At 64.8% G+C, this 16,434-nt stretch carries 12 protein-coding genes; 2 read left to right on the top strand and 10 right to left on the bottom strand.

Annotated features, from left to right (window positions below):
* Positions 1-117: 117 nt before the first annotated feature.
* Positions 118-1,017, top strand: coding sequence for a LysR substrate-binding domain-containing protein (locus WA302_RS23880; protein WP_141972040.1), 900 nt, complete (start codon positions 118-120; stop codon positions 1,015-1,017).
* Positions 1,018-1,049: 32 nt separating this feature from the next.
* Here WA302_RS23880 and WA302_RS23875 read toward each other — a convergent pair whose 3' ends face one another.
* From WA302_RS23875 to WA302_RS23865, 3 genes are read right to left on the bottom strand one after another with little or no spacing between them, the layout of a single operon-like run.
* Positions 1,050-3,275, bottom strand: coding sequence for a virulence factor SrfC family protein (locus WA302_RS23875; protein WP_336064766.1), 2,226 nt, complete (start codon positions 3,273-3,275; stop codon positions 1,050-1,052).
* Entirely contained in the window at positions 3,272-6,217 is a 2,946-nt protein-coding gene (locus WA302_RS23870; protein ID WP_336064768.1) for a virulence factor SrfB, read from the bottom strand. Before WA302_RS23870 ends, WA302_RS23875 begins: the two co-directional genes overlap by 4 nt.
* Entirely contained in the window at positions 6,217-7,455 is a 1,239-nt protein-coding gene (locus WA302_RS23865; RefSeq protein ID WP_049294964.1) for an SrfA family protein, read from the bottom strand. Before WA302_RS23865 ends, WA302_RS23870 begins: the two co-directional genes overlap by 1 nt.
* 297 nt (positions 7,456-7,752) lie before the next feature.
* Between WA302_RS23865 and WA302_RS23860 the strand changes: the two genes are divergently transcribed.
* Positions 7,753-8,667: a DMT family transporter gene (locus WA302_RS23860; RefSeq protein ID WP_049205608.1), complete on the top strand. Its 915-nt coding sequence runs from the start codon at positions 7,753-7,755 to the stop codon at positions 8,665-8,667.
* Here the strand turns inward: WA302_RS23860 and pdxR are convergent.
* From pdxR to WA302_RS23825, 7 genes are all read right to left on the bottom strand, one after another.
* Entirely contained in the window at positions 8,664-10,157 is a 1,494-nt protein-coding gene (gene pdxR / locus WA302_RS23855) for a MocR-like pyridoxine biosynthesis transcription factor PdxR (RefSeq protein ID WP_049294963.1), read from the bottom strand. The two genes, WA302_RS23860 and pdxR, sit on opposite strands and share 4 nt — an antisense overlap.
* Positions 10,158-10,236: 79 nt before the next feature.
* Positions 10,237-10,860: a helix-turn-helix transcriptional regulator gene (locus WA302_RS23850; RefSeq protein WP_043139025.1), complete on the bottom strand. Its 624-nt coding sequence runs from the start codon at positions 10,858-10,860 to the stop codon at positions 10,237-10,239.
* A gap of 109 nt (positions 10,861-10,969) precedes the next feature.
* Positions 10,970-11,506 carry a fimbrial protein gene (locus WA302_RS23845; RefSeq protein WP_336064765.1) on the bottom strand — a complete coding sequence of 179 codons (537 nt, stop codon included), beginning with the start codon at positions 11,504-11,506 and terminating at the stop codon, positions 10,970-10,972.
* Between the two features lie 18 nt (positions 11,507-11,524).
* Complete coding sequence (locus WA302_RS23840) at positions 11,525-12,529, bottom strand: fimbrial protein (protein WP_025304590.1); 1,005 nt, start codon at positions 12,527-12,529, stop codon at positions 11,525-11,527.
* Positions 12,530-12,543: 14 nt separating this feature from the next.
* Positions 12,544-13,155 (bottom strand): fimbrial protein, encoded by a 612-nt coding sequence (locus WA302_RS23835; protein WP_049294962.1) that lies wholly within the window; start codon positions 13,153-13,155, stop codon positions 12,544-12,546.
* An 11-nt stretch (positions 13,156-13,166) separates the two neighbouring features.
* Positions 13,167-13,913 (bottom strand): fimbrial biogenesis chaperone, encoded by a 747-nt coding sequence (locus tag WA302_RS23830; protein WP_049294961.1) that lies wholly within the window; start codon positions 13,911-13,913, stop codon positions 13,167-13,169.
* Between the two features lie 24 nt (positions 13,914-13,937).
* Positions 13,938-16,424, bottom strand: a complete 2,487-nt coding sequence (locus WA302_RS23825; RefSeq protein ID WP_060435168.1) for a fimbria/pilus outer membrane usher protein — start codon at positions 16,422-16,424, stop codon at positions 13,938-13,940.
* Positions 16,425-16,434 lie beyond the last annotated feature (10 nt).

Here is a 16,434-nt window from a genome sequence, read left to right as displayed (position 1 = left end):
TTCAGGGAAACTTATGGGGCTCATACCTGTCTGCCCCGTCACGAGGCTAAAGATAACGTGGCAAGTTGTGACTTGATAGGACATAATTTGTCTAAGTTAAGTCCTTTGAGGTCTCACATGATCGATTTACGTCAGTTGAAATACTTTGTCGCGGTGGCGGAAGAGGAGCACGTCGGCCGCGCCGCCGAACGGCTGCACATTTCCCAGTCCCCGCTGAGCCGGCAGATTTCCCAGCTTGAGGAGCGCCTCGGGTTGATGCTGTTTGAGCGCAATCAGCAGCGCATCCGCCTGACCGCCGACGGCCAGACGTTTCTGGCCGAAACCCGCGCGCTGTTGACGCACGCCAACCGGCTTGAGTCGCTCGGGCGCCGCCTGGGGCGGGGGGAAGACGGCGGGCTGTGCATCGGCTATATCGAAAATGCGATGCACTCCGGCGTTTTGTCGAACGCATTGCGATCGCTGCGGGTTTCCCGGCCGGATGTGCACATCGTGCTTTACAGCCAACCTTCTTCCATGCAGCTGGAAGGGCTGCGGCAGCGTAGCCTGGACGTGGCGTTGGTCAATACGGCGCCAGATCGTGACGATCAGGATTTGGACTATACGCAGGTGTTGGACGATCGCATGCTGCTGGCCCTGCCGCAGACGCATCCGCTGGCTGAAAGGGAGACGCTGCAGCCGGCGGATCTCACCGATCAGGCCTGGATCTCGGTGATCCACAAAGAGGATGCTCATTCGCGCGACGACTTTGTGGCGGCCTGCGTGAAGGCCGGGTTCGATCCGGATATTCGGCTGGAAGCGGGCGAACCGCTGACCGCGCTGGGGCTGGTCGCCGCCGGGTTGGGGATGACGCTGATCCAGCACAGCCTGCGGCATAACGCGCCGCAGGGCGTGGTGCTGCGCGAGCTGCCCTGGATGCAATACACCACGCAGCTGTGGGCAGTGTGGCACAAGGCCAACCTGCGCCCGCTGGTCACCCATTTTCGCGAAGTGATGTCGGCCGGGCCGGCCTGCCACTGATCGCCGGCGGCGCCCGGCCCGGATTGCGCCCGCTACGGCACAGCGCGCAGGGTGGCGACGATCGCCGCCAGGTCGGCGCGCTGCTCGTCTGCCAGCGCGGGCTGCGCCTGTGCCGCATTCTCCGCCAGCAGGGTTTGCAGGCCGATCAGCCAGTCATAGATATAAAACGCGGTATTCTTGGTCGGCGTCGGCGCCAGTCGGGTTAGCCGCTGCTGGCCGCTCCAATCCACCGCCGGCTGCGGCGGCGGGGTAAAGATCGGCTGGCCGGGATTGACGCGGCTTTCGGGGCGCGTTGCCACATCGCGCCGCGGGAAGCCGAGCCAGGCGACGAAGTCGCCCAGTAGCGCCAGCGCCTGGCTGATCTGCCGATCTTCACCCTGTTCCGGCAGGCCCCCGGCGTACAGCGCACGCTCCAGTTCGTTGTCGAGCCGCAGGCGGCAGGCGGCGCCGATCAGCGCATCGACCAGCAATTCCAGGTGTGGTTTCTCGACGCCGAGCAGATCCAGCAACCGGCGGCTGTCCGGCAGCGCACGCAGATGATTGACCCAGTCTGCGAAGATCCGTGCGGCAAAAGGCGATGCGGGCTGCTCGCCGGGCGCCGCAGGGTCTTGCTCGCCGGGCGCCGCAGGGTCTTGCTCGCCGAACAGATCGATATCCAGCCCGAACGGTGAAGGCGCCATCGTCGGAGCCGGTGCGGTGTGCTGCTGTTGCTGATAAAGCTGGCGCAGCGTATCGCGCTGGGGTAGCAACCGCTCCAGCAGTTCGCCGTGGCGTCCGGCCTGTGCCTGCAGTGCGCGCAGCAGCTGTTGCGCGCGTTGCTGCGTCGCGTGCGGATCGGCGGCGGTGAGCCAGTTACCGAGCAGGCTTTCCGTCAGCTCGCGCTGCAATTCCTCACGCTGTTCGAGCAGGCGCGCTTGCTTGTGGGCCGGACGCGCCTGAGCGGCCAGGTAGTTCACCATGCGGCGACAGTCCTGTTCATCCAGCGCCAGCAGCGTGGCCCAGCTGTCGCCGGGCTCGCCGACCTGACGCTGGACGGCGTCGTCGGGCCGCGCTTTGCCTTCCTGACGCGAGTCGAACGGCGTGATTGCCCAGATTAAACCGGGCTTGCGGCGTTGGCGCAGCGCCGGGGTTTCCCCCTGGGTGTGGTTGACCCAATCGCCGAGCGCCTGGCCGACGCGCGCGGCGTCCTGCGGCGTGGCGGCGGCATCGGTCACCAGCAGCAGGCTGGCGTGCTGGCCGTCGGCGCAACGGGCCAGTAAATGGGCGCGCTTCGCCTGCTGCAGACGCTGCGCCGGCTCCGCCTGCGGACAGCTGCGGCTGCCGGGTAGGTCGATCAGCGCCACGTCGGCGGGCAAGCCTGCCTGCGCCGTTTGCGGCAGCAGGGTGGTCACTTCTGCGGTCAGCCAGGCCAGATCGCTCAGTGCGATCTCCCGTTCATCGCCGTTTTCGGTCATGACGGCGATCGTGGCGTTTTCCGGTGCGGCGCTTGCGGTCAGCAGCGCCAACGCGTGGCGCGGGGCATGAACCTGTCGGCTGCCGTCGAGCGCCTGCAACGCGTGCGCCAACTGGCGATAACGCGCCGTCAACGTCGCCTCCTCTCCCCACAGCGGTGCAAACAGGCGCGCGCGATCGTCGATGCTCAGCTGCGGCGCCAGCGCCACGGCCTGCGGCCAGAAGTGCCTGTCGAGCGTGGGTTGCTCTTTGCCGCCGTGGCGGCGTTGATTGTCCCACAGCGCCAGCACGGCGTTGCTGTCGAGGCCATCGAGGCCATCGAGGGCGACGGCTTGGCGGTGGCGCGCCAACGCTTGCAAATGGCCGGCGATGGCGCGGGCGTCCCAGTCCGGGCGAAAGCCGCGCATCGCGGCGGCGTCGATCGTGATGGCCAACCACTGCGCTTCGTTGAGCAGCGCGAGGGCGATCGGATAATCGGCGGGCCCCGTTTCGGCCGCCGTGCAGTAGCGCACCGCGAGCGACAGGTCCGCGTTGAAGCGTTTGGCGCCAGGCGCCAGCGCCGCCAGCAGATGGGCCTTGGCGGCGGCGTTGTGGCCATACAAACCGATGGCGACCTGCGCAGGCCGGGTGTTTTCCAACTGGACGGCGCGGTTATGGCAACCGCGCAGACGCAGCGTCAGGCGATCGGCTTCCCGCTCCAGGCGGGCGGATTGTCGGCGTGTGGCGTCCACCCAGTCGATCGCCTGCACAATGCCGGCGCTGAGCGCGTTATTCGGAGCCGCTGGGGCAAAGGTGTGCGTTTTCATCGTGGGTAAATGCTCCCGCTGTCTATCCAGTAGTGGGTCGCACCGGAGGCGCTGGCAGCCAGGGTATTGAGTTTCAGTTGCAGGTGGTGAGCCGGGACGGGGCTGCCGTCGGCCAGCACCGCCTGCGCGATCTTGACGCTTTCGGCGCCCTGTTCGGCGCTGGCGGTGATGGCCAGACGCAGGCCGATCACCGCGTCGCCGGCCAGCTTGCGCGCCAGCTGGGCGTCATTGATGGTCAGCGTATAGAGCGGGGAGGCCGGCCAACGTTCGTTGTCCAACTGGCGGAAGCCCAGACGCAGTGGGCCGCGCAGCTGGAAGCTGACGGCGGGATCGAGCGCGAAATCGGCGCGATCCAGATCGATATCGCGGTAATAGACGTTATCGTCCGCCAGCATGTTGTTGCCGTCCAGCATGCCCAGATAGCGAATGGTGGAGTAGGGCTGGAAATCGCCGACGTTGAAGTAAAAGCTCTCCAGCCGCAGATCGATCGCCAGCAGGCACAGCATGGCGCCCACGGCAGCGGTGGATTTCGGGTTGTCGATGCGGCCGCGTTTGTTGAACGGGTACCAGCTGCGGGTGTGGTAGCCCTCGAGCGGCAGAATGCGGCTGGCGGGCAGCGGCTGCAGGTGGCGCAGCAGCGCCTGCACGCCGGGGAAACGCGCCGGGCGGCCGGTCAGCAGCAGCACGTCGCAGGTATACAGCGCCACCACTTCGGCCAGCAGGCGCAGGCAGCGGCCGATGCCGATGCGATCGGACAAGAAGGCGGCGTGCAGATCGGCCAGGCGGGTCACCAGCGGGGTGTGCAGAATATCGAAGGCGTCGCTGTCGGCTTCGCGCTGCACTTCGCCGTTGATAAACGCCAGCACCTGCGGCGTCGGCGGCTGCGGCAGCAGATCGCCGAGGTTGGCGGCGATTTCCACCCGGCTGTCCAGCGGATCGTACTGCTCATAGGCGGCGAGCAGCGCGCGTCCGGCGGGCATGAAGATCTGCAGCGCGGCCTGCTGACGCAGGGTGGAAAGCCCGTCCATGCGCCCTTCGTTGCCGAACAGTTTGTCCATCAGTGCCGCGGCGGCGCTCACGCCGGCGGCCTCGAACGCCTGTTGCACGGCGGGCAGGACAAACTGCTGGATGATGTCCAGCAAGATATCGTCGCCGGCGACCTTAAAGCCCTCGCGGAACAGCAGGCGCGGGTTGATTTTGATGTTGTTGCCTACGCCGTCATCGAGCGAGTAGTGCGTGATCGCCAGATCGGTGGTGCCGCCGCCGATGTCGATGGAGGCGATGCGCAACGTCTTGCCGGGCTGTTCACCCGGCGCCAGCGGCCGATCGGGCCGCGCCATGGCGGCGAAGAAGGCGTCGGTGCGGCCGGCGAAGTTCACCTGGGTTTCGTTGTACAGATAGACCATCTGGCCGCAGGTGGCTTCGTCCCACTCGATCTGCACTTGCGGCGCCGGGAGGCGGGTGTGCTCGCCGTTGAACGGCGCATCCTGCGGGTGCCAGCCGAGGGCTTTCCATACCAGCCCAATCGCTTCCTGCATGCGGCGGCGGAAGATCTCGCGCTCCGGCTTCGGCATCGCCGAAGGCAGCGTCAGGATGATGGCGCGTAAACGGCGCGGCGCGGTGGCGTTCGGCATGCGGCTGCGTTGGGCGATGCTGTTGATCTGCATCAGCGCCTGCGCCAACAGCTCGCTCAACATCAGGCTCATCACCGCACTGCGGCTGTAATGGGCGGCGAACACCGGCAGCCGTTCGGCCGTCGGCAGGGCGGACAGCGGCACGCCCTCATCGTTGATCAGGGTGGTCAACGGCGCGGCGGCGGCCATCGGCTCGTGCCGCTCGTTGAAGCGCCAGCCGGGCGCATAGCGCTCCTCGTCCCACAGATAACGCCGTGGGCTGGAGATGCCGGTGGTGCCTTCATGCCCTTCGCGTCGCTGCGCCAATTGCGCGGCTTCATGGCCGACGCGGGTGATGGACGGCCATTGGAAGGCATCGTCGCGTCCGCTCTGGAAGGACAGATGCGGCTTGCCGAACGCGGCCCGAGAAAACTCCACCCGGCTCTCGAACAGTTCGTTGTAGACCTGATGCGGTTCGGAAAGCGAGCGCAGCTGCAGCTCATAGGTTTGCTTCAGGCCGTTGCTCTCTTCCGGATGGTCCTCGACCAGCACGCCGCAGGTGTGAGAATTGCCGACGTCCAGCACCAGATCGACGTCGATCGCCGGTTGTTGCAGCGTCGCCGCCACCATTTTTATCTGCGGCACCGTCAGCTGATGGCCGAGCATGTGCAACAGGTTGAGGTAGTGCGCCTGATACTCGAAGGTTTTCAGCCCGGCGTTGATCTCCGCCTCGGCGCGCTGTTCCCGCTCGGCGGCGCGCTGGCTGAACGCCTCGCGCAGCCAGCCGTCCACCCAGGTCAGATCGAGGAACTCGCCCAGCTCGTGGTTGCGGTGCGCCAGCGTGAAGTTCAGCCCGGTGCCGAGATCGCTTTCGCCCGGCGCCAATGCTTCCTGACCGGGCGCGGCGGCGCGGGTGTCGAAGGCCAGCACCACGCGCAGCAGGTTACCGTCCTGATCCGGCTCATCCAACTGCACCACCTGCAGACGTGCCCAGTTATCCGGGCCTGATAAAAACATTCCCGAGGTGGTGTAGCGCAGGAACGGCAACGGCAGCCAGAGCTTATCCAGCAGGCGCAGCGACTGCTGCAGCGGGTAGCTGAACTCCGGCCGTACCACTTCGGCGGCCTGGTCGCCCACGGCCGGCAACTGGTATTTGCCGCTCTCGGCTTCCCATTGCAGGCGCAGCAGCGGGCCGCTGGCGGTCTTGCGCACGAATTTGCCGGGAAACTCGGCGTCCAGCCGCGGCGTCAGGGCAAAGTCCAGAAACTGAATGCCGCTGTCCTGAATCAGCGTAATGCCGTGTTTGTAGTCAGTAAGGGGGGCCAGCATCATTTACTCTCGCGCTTGAACGTCATGGGATAGGTGGTGTCCGCATCGTAGCGGCCGGTGCACTCCGCCGCGCCGGTCTCGCCTTGGCGGCAGACGATTTCCGGGATCTGATAGCGGCTGCCGTCGCTGCAGCGCGCCTTGGTGCGGCTGTTGATCACCAGATTGCCGGACTGCATCAGGCCGGCTTCGACCGCCGCCCGGCAGGTGACGCCGTCGCCGTAGGCGATGATGGCGCTGCCTTTGCCCGCGTTCAGGCGGTATTGCAGGCTGGGGCGTTTGCCGGTGATCGGATCTTTCAGCGCCACCGTGGCGCGCCATTTGCCGTTAAGGAAACGGGTGGAGCCAGCCTTCACTGCCTCGGGTGGCAGCACCAGCGCATTTTTGTCCAGCGGTTGCGGGATGGTCGGCGCCGGGGGCGGCGGCATCAGCGTGGCGTGCGCCAGCGGCAAGCGCAGCTTAGGCAATGGCGCGGCGGTTTTTTCCGGTGGTGCCGGAGGGTGCACCTCAGCCGGCATCGCCGGTTGCGGCGGCGGTGAGCGGTGCAGCCAGGCGGCCAGCGCCGCACTGCCTAACAGCAGTACCGGTAACAGCCATAGCGCGTGGCGCCGACGCGGGCGCACGACGGCAGGGGATTCGACGGGGGCCGCCGGAGCGAGCACCGGTTCAGGCTCGGCGGCCGGTGTTGGTTTTGCCGGTTCAACAACGGCCGGCTTGCGTGGTGCGGCGGCGATCGGCGCCGGTTTTTCCACTTCCGATTCGAGCGGGCGCAGGCAGGCTAACGGATCGTCCGGGCTCTGCGCCTGCGGTTTGATAAAGCCCCAAAAGGTCAGCACCGGTCGGTCGTCTACCAGGTAGACGTGGTTGGGATCGGGAATATGCATCGCTTTGGCCAGCAGCGCGCCGAACAGGCGGTGGCTGGGATGATCGGTCGCCCGGGTCTGTTCCGTCAGGCTGCGGAAGGTCGCCAGACAGTGTTCCAGGTGGCGCACCGCCTGCGCGCGCTGGGCGTCGCTTGCCGCCAGCCAGGAGGTCACTTTTCCCGGGAAGGGCGCATACCAGTCGATGCGGGTGCCGCTTTCGTTCGGCTGGGGGATCGCCAGACAGTCGGCGGCCTGTGGCTGCCGGCGAAGACGCAGGGTTTCCCGCAGCTGCTGCGCGCAGGCGTAGATCGGTTGCCCGTTCTCGCCTAAAGCGAGCACATCATCCAAACTGCCACTGCGTAAGAAGGGTTTCACCACGGCACCGCACCTTGTCCTGTTCTGCAAAAACGCATAAAAGTCCATGATACCCCGCAGGCGGCGGCGCCAAACGGCCAAGGACAGCCCGAAAAACGCCCTTCTTCGGCGTTAGCGATGCGCTTTGGCAACCGGCACAGTGAAAATCTCGCTATCTGGACCTGTCCGTGAGCCGCTTTATCTGAAAAATAGAACGCAACCCCGGCAAGCGACGCCGGGGAATGCTGTTCTCTTTCACTATGACCTCGCCTCGCGGGTTGCCGATTTCGGTATGCCTCAGGCGTGCGGAGCGTTCGCATCATGGACAGTCAGTCTGAAAAAACTCTCGTTGTTACCCCCGCTCATCCCGTTGTCGGGCATTCCGCTCAGGGCTGGATGAACGGCTTCCTCGGCATGATTATCTTCAGCGGCTCGCTGCCCGCCACGCGGGTGGCGGTGCTGGAGCTCGATCCGCTGTTTCTGACGGCGGTCAGGGCGGCGATCGCCGCCTTGCTGGCCCTGTGCGCGTTGCTGATCACCCGCCAGGCGCGGCCGACGCGGGCCGATTTGCCGCCACTGCTGTTTGTGGCGCTCGGCGTGGTCATCGGCTTCCCGCTGCTGACGGCGCTGGCGCTGCAGCACACCACCTCGGCGCATTCGCTGGTGTATATCGGCCTGCTGCCGCTGGCGACCGCCGGTTTTGGCGTCTTGCGCGGCGGAGAGCGGCCCAAGCCCGCTTTTTGGGCCTTTTCCGGTATCGGGGCCGCGCTGGTGGGGGCGTTCGCGCTGAGCCAGGAAAGCGGCGGTGCCTGGCAGGGGGATGCGCTGATGATCGGCGCGGTGCTGCTGTGCGGTCTGGGTTATGCCGAAGGGGCGGTGTTGTCGCGCCGGATCGGTGGTTGGCAGGTGATCTCCTGGGCGCTGGTGGTCGCCTTGCCGTTGACGCTGGTGGCGGCGTGGTGGGCGGCGCCGGCCACTTGGCCTGCCGTCAGCGGTGCCGCCTGGCTGTCGCTGGTGTACGTCTCGGTGTTCAGCATGTGGATTGGGTTTATCTTCTGGTATCGCGGCCTGGCGCAGGGCGGCATCGCCGCCGTCGGGCAGTTGCAGCTGCTGCAGCCGTTCTTCGGCCTGATGCTGGCGGCCTGGCTGCTGCAGGAAACCGTTCAGCCGATGATGATCGCCGTGATGGCCGGCGTGGTGGTTTGCGTGTTCGGCGCCAAGCGTTTTTCCCGCTAGGCGCCGCTGCCGGCGCAGGCCAGGATCACTTCGCCGAGCCGTTTCACCGCCTGCTGTACCTGGCGTTCATGGTAACCGCCCAATCCCAGCACCAGACCCGGCTCACCGTGGCCGGGCGCATACATCGGCGACACCGCCCGCAGCGCCAACCCGGCTTCGTTGGCGCACTGGGCGACCCGCACGTCATCGAGATCTTTCCTCAGCCACAGCACCATGTGCATGCCCTGATTGCAGGGCTGCACTACCGCCAAATCGGCGGGGATATGCGTGTTGATCGCCTCGATCAGCATCCGGCGTTTCTCGGCGTAGACGCCGCGCATTTTGCGGATATGCCGGTCGAGATACCCTTCGGCGATAAAGGCGGCCAGTACGTGTTGATCCGCGCTGGGCGGGTGACGATCCATCAGGATCCGCGCGCCGCAAAAGGCGTCGACCAGCGGCGGCGGCACGATGGCGTAACCCAGCCGCAGCGAAGGGAACAGCACCTTGCTGAAGGTGCCGAGATAAAGCGTCCGCTCGGGCGCCAACCCTTGTAGCGAGGGGAACGGGTGGCCGGCGTAGCGCATCTCGCTGTCGTAATCGTCTTCCACGATCCAGGCCTGCCGCTCTTTGGCCCAGGCCAGCAGGGCGCTTCGTTTCGCCATGCTCATCGGCATGCCCAGCGGGTATTGATGCGACGGCGTGACAAAGGCGGCTCGGGCGTCGGCGGCCAGGCGCACGCCGGCGGCGACGTCGATGCCGTCGTTAGCGACGGGTACCCTGATCATGTGCCGATCGCGAAACAGGCTGTTAAAAAGGGCGGTGATGCCGGCGTAGGCGGGGTCCTCGACCCAGGCGCTGTCGCCGGCGTCCAGCAGGATCTGCGCGGCCAGATACAGTCCTTGCTGGGTGCCGGCGGTGATGAGGATTTGCTGCGGCGTGCAATTTACCGAGCGGGAACGGCGCACATAGTCGCAGATGGCTTCGCGCAGCGGCAACGCGCCCAGCGGATCGCCGTAGCCCGACGGGGCGCCGGGGCCGCGCGCCCGGATGCGGTTGCCGAGCCGCCGCCAGACATCGTCGGGCGCGGTATCGCCGATCGGCACCGAGACGGTGAACGGCACCGGCGGCAGCGCCCGCACCTGGGCGGCGAAGCGCGCCAGATGCTGCGCCTGTGAAGAAAGCGGAACCGCTACCGCCGAACTCGCCTGTACCGTGGCGCGTGGCGTGCGGCGCGGCGCCTGATAGTGGGCAACCCGGGTGCCGGAACCGGGCTGCGGTTCGAGAAAGCCTTCCGCCGTCAGCTGAGCAAAGGCCTCCAATACCGTGCCGCGCGCCAGATTCAGCGCCGCCGACAGCCGGCGTGTCGAAGGCAGCAGATCGCCCGCTTTCAGATCGCCTTTGTGGATAGCCCGGCGCAGGGCCTGCGCCAGCTGGTGGCTAAGCTGCCCCGCCTGGCGGTCAATCTCGCCGAGGGCGGGGACGTCAACGACTTGGGCTGTTCTGGGCATGTATTCCGGCTCGCTTTGCAGTACAAAAATGAGTATTCAGAGTAAACCACTCTGATATCACTCGCGAGCCTGTTGTCGCTCAGCTTAGCCCCCGCTGATTCAGCAGCACCTTATTCAACTCGCTGTTTTTACGCACGTTAAGCTTGCGCATCGCCGAACGCTTATGGGCGCTGATGGTTTTCTGGCTGCGCTGCAGCAGGCCGGCGATGCTGCAGGCGGACATGCCGCTGCTCATCAAACCCAACACCTTTTTTTCGCAGTGGCTGAGCGCGGCGATGCGGCAGGCCTGGCATTTCCACAGGCCGGCGGCGTGCAGCGCCACCCACGGATGCTGGATGAACTTTTCCAGCGCCATCTGCAGCTTGAGACGGATGGCATAGGCCGAATCGCGCCGATGGATGCTGAACAGCGGCGGCAGGTTTTTCACCTGTTGCTGGGTCGTGTCGTCGAGGATCAGCAGGGTCAGCTGCCGCTGGCGCGGGATGCCGTAGGCGCTCTGGTAGCAGCAGGCGCAACCCCAGCGCTCTTCCGGCGTGCGAAACACGATTTCGATGTTATCCAACGCCTGCAGCGCCAGCGGCGAGAACTGCGGGTACAGACGCTGGCATTCGTTCAGGGAGTGCAGATAGTCCTGCAGCAGCAGACGCAGCCCCTGCTGGTAGAAGTTATCGCTGTCGAACAGCGTGAAGCGAATATCTGGCATGGGTGGCTCCTTAAAAGGGCCGTGGCACCGCGCCGGAGCGAACGGTGACGGCCCATTGCCGGCGTTCGCGCGCCGGTCGTTTTCCTGATTTCCCTGGGGTGGTGCGGGCTTATTGGTACGCCAGCACAAAATTGGCGACGGACGTGAATTCGCCTTCGGTAATGCTTTGGTTCTGGATCGCGCTCGGCTGCCCCTGCACATAGGCGGTGAAGTTCAGGCTGTTGGGGCCGTTTTGCAGCGCGACGGCACTGGTGGCCTTATTCAGGTCGATGTCCGCTCCCTGATGATCGAACAGGGCGATGGCGGCGCCGTTCGCGCCGTTGTTGATCGCCAGCTTGCCCGGCAGCTCTCCGTCTTCGGTGCCGCTGAAGGTCACGCTGACGGATTTGAACACCGTGGTCTTGCAGTCGGTCAGCTTGATGCTGAACGGCACCGGCGTGGTGTGGCCGTAGCGGTACAGGTTTTTGACGATCACCGTGCCCATCTCCACCAGCTGATCGGCGGACTGCGGTTCGATATTGCACGGGCGGCTCACCACGGTGCCGTGGAACTGCACCGGCGCGCCGATAAGCTCGGTGTTCGCCGCCGCCGGTATGGCAACCCACCAGGGCGCGCAGCTCAGCAGCGCTAAAGCGCGTAGACGCATTTTCCGTTCCTCCCTCGGTTACTGGAATGCCGCCACGATGGTGGCCGATGCGTTGAATTCCCCTTCGCCGATCTCTGCGCCGCCGTTGGCGAACGGCGCCGCCACCAGGTTCCAGGAGCCGCCGTTGCCGATGTTCGGCACCGGGTAAAACTCATTCGGGATAACCAACTGGCCGTTGTGCGTCAGCCGGATGCCGAGATCGTTCTTGTCGGTTTTGAACACCTCGTTGCTGAAGGAAGCCGCCGTGCCCGACACCGCCAGCTTGATGTTCAGCGTGCCGTCCTCGAAGCTGCCGCCCTCGCACTGGAAGCGCACCGGAATGCTCTGCGGATAATTCGAACCGTTGAGATCGCTGCCGCCGATCTCGCCGAACTCGACGTTGATCAGCTGGCCTTCGTTCACCACGCATTTATCCGGTACATAGAGGATCGCGGACTGGATAAACACCTGCGCCATCGGATTGGGGCCGAAACCGCCGTCGGTCGAGCCGAGGCGGCCGTACATCTCGATGATCTGCCGATCGTTAATCTCGACGCCGTTAATGATCTTTTTGCGCACCCGGAAGGTGATCTTGCCTTTGGAACCGCTGCCGTAGTTGTTGACCTGTAAGTACGGCGGCTGGCAACGGTGTTGGCTCAGCAAATTCGATTCGTTGTAAAAAGGCACGGTGACGTAGGCATTCTTGTTGCCGGCAATCCACACCTCGGCTTTTAAATCCAAAAAGTCATTCAGTTTTAAATAGCCGTTGCCGTAGTCGGAGGGGGGCAACGCCGAATCCGACTTGTAAAAGTGCGGGCTGGTGGGAATAGGGGTATCGCAGTACACCTTGCCGGTATAGGTGCCGCCCAGATCATAGGGAAACAGTTTGGTGAACCCTACCTGGTTGGTGATGTTGCTTTGATTGAGGTCGATATAGAACTGTTTGGGGCCGCCGTCCGGCGTGACGTAGCCGTTGGCCCAGGCGGCGGGGGCCGCCAGTGCGATCGCCAGCGGCAGGCAGAGTTTGGTCAGTTGTGTTTTCATCGCGTTCTCGAGCCTCACAGGTAAATCACCTGAATGTGCGCCACGGCGGCGAACCCGGCGGCCATCACCGCCCGCTGGGTGGATTCCACGCTGGCGCTGAACCACAGAGTGTTGCTGCCGGGCTGCAGAATGTAAGGGCGGCTGCGCTGATTCAGCTCCAGCACCTGGCCCTGCTGGTCTTGCAGCCGCAGGCCGATGCCCTGTACGCCGCCGTTCAGCTTCAGCAACGACGGGTTGTCGACGTCGCTTTCGCCAAGAAATACCAGCGTGGCGGCCTGCTCACCCTGCAGGTAGAGGCGGCCGGCGTCGCCGTTGCGCGGGCCGGCCGGGTTATCCGCCAGCGCGCGCGCGCCCAGCAGGCAGTTGCGGAACGAGAGGCGAAAACGCACCGGCGCGCTGCGATCGCCGGCGTTGCGGAAGTCGCGTGCGCTGACGTCGCCCAGATCGACGGACTGATCCCGGCTGTCCGGCGTCAGGCTGCAGGGGGAGCTGAGCAGGCCGCCGTGAAAGCTGACGGTGCCGGTGGTGCCTTCGATCACGCCCAGCGGCGTTGCCGCCATCGCGCCGCCGCCGCACAGCAGTGCGCCGAGCAGCAGCGGGCGCAGTCGATCGGTGAATTCAGCCATGCTGGACCTCCTTATTTTTTCTCGGGCACGGCGGTGCAAACGCTGCCGTTGCAGGCGAAGCGCAGTTCGGGGTGGCCGCCGTAGTCGTTGATGTAGGTGATGACGAAGCTGTTCATGCCGGTATCGTGCAGCTTGAGGCTTTCGCTGGATTTCGGCTTCAGCATCAGCGGCTGAAAACCGCCGATCGCGCCGCCGCCCTGTTTTTGCGTCTGCCGCGTCATGCCGGTCAGGGTGATGTAAAACGGCGTCGGGTTATCGACGGAGATAGCGCCGCCGCTTTTACGGAACACCAGCTTTTCCTGCCACACCTGGCCCTTGGGCGCGACGATGGCCTTCGGCCGGTAGAACAGCTTGATCTGCGTTTGCAGCGCCAGCTGCATCACGTTGGTTTTGGTGCTTTTCGGCGGAATTTCGCGCAGGTTGAAGTAGAACACCGACTCGCGATCCTGCGGCAGGCGATCCGCCTCCGGCGTCTTGGTGATGCGTACCACGCTGCGCTCGCTTGGCTCCACGCGCTGCAACGGCGGCAGCACCACCAGCGGCGAGGTGATTTTCTGGTGCTGCTCGTTCTCCAGCCAGGACTGCGCCAGGAAGGGCAGCTCTTTGTTTTCATTGACGATATTCAGGCTGATCGATTTGGCGTCGCTCACATAGACGGCGCGCGTGCGATCCAGCGATATCGCCGCGTCGGCGGTGGGCAGTACGGCGCTCAGGGCCAGGCCGGCGGCGGTCAGTAGCGTTATCGGGTGTGTGTTCATGTCATTATTTCTCAGCGTTACGGATTACAGGGTGGCGCACGGCAGCAGCAGCTGGTCCAGCGGCTTGGCGGCGCCCGGGATCACGATGCGGCAGCGGCGTTGGCCTTCCCAGGCGACGTCCAGTTTTTCCTCCGGCTGCACGCCGGTCAGGTAGACCGAGCCGCCGTCGTTGACTACCGCGACCTCGCGGCCTTTCTCGCTCAGCACCGCGGCGCCGAACGGCGGTTCGCTGCCGTCCGCGAGGCGAATGGTGGCCAGCAGCTTGCTGCCTTTCACCACCTCGAAGTGGCGGTAGCCGATGGCGCCTTCGGTCAGCGTGCCTTGCACCACGGCGCGGGTGGCCTCGACGTCGTCTGCCAGCTTGTTGACGTCGATGCGGGTGTCGGTGTTGTAGTAGCTGGTGATGTCGGAAATCACCGCCAGCCCGAAGCGGTTGCTGTAAGCGCGGCCGTTGTTGATCGGCACGCCGGCGATGCCGTCGGTGTCGAGCATCATGCGGCTGCCGCCGTTGCTCGAGTTCTGGTGCGCCGCGATACCGTGCCGGGTGGCGGTGAGGCCGCCGCGGAACGAGCCGCCGATCGACGAGTAGCTGTCCTGCTGGTAAGAGGCGCTGGCGTTCAGTGAGCCAAACGAGGCGTTGTGGGTGTAGTACCCGCGCGCCAGCGATTTGCCGGACTGATTAAAGCCGCCGCTGACCTGCCAGGTATTGTCCGGATCGCTGTAGTCGTTGTACGACGCGGTCTGCGTGACATCGCCGTTGTTGGTTTGCAGCGCATAACCGACGCGCCGACGGTCGCCGATCGGCACGGTGAAGTTGAGCATCACACTGTCGTCGGTGCGGCCCTGGTAATAGGTGCGGTAAGCCGACAGCGAGGCGGTGATGTTGCTGATATCGCCGACGCTGAACAGCTTGCTGGCCGACAGCCCGTAACGGTCCTGGGTTCGCGCATCCCAATAGGTCTGGTGCGAGTAGGTCAGGTAGGCGGTGATCGCCTTGGCGCTGTCTTCCGCCATAAAGGTTTTGCTGGCGGTGATGGTGTACAGCTCTTTCTGACGGCCGTTGTAATTCTTGTCGTAATCGCCGTAACGCTCCTGCAGGTACTGCGACATGTTCATGAACTTGCGCTGCGAGAAGCGGTAGCCGGCGAAGGTGATCTGGCTGTTCAGCTCGTCGAAGCGTTTGGCGTAGTTGAGCTTGAACGACATACCGCTGGCGGTCGGCTCGCCGGGCAGACGGGCGATCGACTGGGTGACGTCCAGCGACATGGCGCCGAACACGTTCAGATCGCGGCCGAGGCCGAGCGCCCAGGCGTTATAGTCGCCGCCGAGCAGCGCCCCGCCATACAGCGACCAGGCGTTGCTCAGCCCCCAGGAGAAGTCGCTGGCGGAAAACAGCGGGCCCTGGGTGCGGTGGTCGTAGGCCGAGGTTTTGCCGAGCGCCACGTTGTAGCGCACGTAGCCCGGGCGGGTCAGGTACGGAATGGTGGCGGTATCCACCTGGAAGGTCGAGACGGTGCCGTCCTGCTCTTCCACCTTGACGTCCAGCTTGCCGCGCACCGAGCTGTTGAGATCCTGAATGGCGAACGGCCCGGCGGGCACGGTGGTTTCGTACAGCGTGCGGCCTTCCTGCGAGACGGTGATCTTGGCGTTGCTCTTGGCGATGCCGCGCACTTCCGGCGCGTAGCCCTGCAGGTTCGGCGGCAGCATGCGCTCGTCGCTGGCCAGATTGAGGCCGGTGAAGCGATAGGCGTCGAACACCCCGGAGTCGAGATAAATCTCACCCAGCGTCAGCTTGGCGGCCTGCATCGGCAGCGCGCGGTAGGCGTAGATCTGGTTCCAGTCGAAGCCGGTGCTGCGATCGCCGGCCTGCTGATTGTAATTGGCCTGGTAGTCCGCGCGCAGGCGCCAGGGGCCCAGGTTGGCGCCCAGCGTGCCGTAGCTGCTCAGGTTCTGGGCGGTGTTGTTGTTGTGATTCTGCTTGCCTAACTGGCCGCTCAGGTTGTAGTCCAGCAGCAGACCGGGAATGCCGTCGTCCCACTGTTCGGGCGGCGTCCAGTCGGGATCGGAGTATTTCATCCACGCCTGCGGGATGGTGATCGCCAGCACGCCGCCGCCGATGCGATCGGAGAGGGTCGCGCCTTTGATGCCGCGAATGTCGGCGCACTGGTTGTCGTGCCACAGGGTGATTTTTTTGGCCGCCTCTTCTTTCAGCGCCATTTTTTCCACCAGGTCAGGCGGCAGGCACACCTGGCTACCGCTCTTGTTATCCGGTGACGGGAAATACTGAATGCTGCGCTGAGGCAGCGTTTTCTGGTTGATCTTGATGTCCAGTAAATAAGCGCCGGGCATGACGTAGTCGGCGTCGGAGAAGCGCGAAAGGTCCACTTTGCTGCGCTCACCGATGTCCAGGACGTCGGTATTGAATTCCGTGGCGGAAAATGCCGGACGTACCCAGAGGAAAGATAGAATGACGAGGAGAGGTAGGTGTTTCCGTGTCAGTAATGACGTCATAGCATAATCA

Origin of the sequence: Serratia sp. 201 (genome assembly GCF_037027545.1) — a bacterium.
GTDB classification, from domain to species: Bacteria; Pseudomonadota; Gammaproteobacteria; order Enterobacterales; family Enterobacteriaceae; genus Serratia; species Serratia bockelmannii.
Note: the sequence above shows the minus strand (reverse complement) of the source record. Positions and strands in the feature narration are given on the sequence as shown.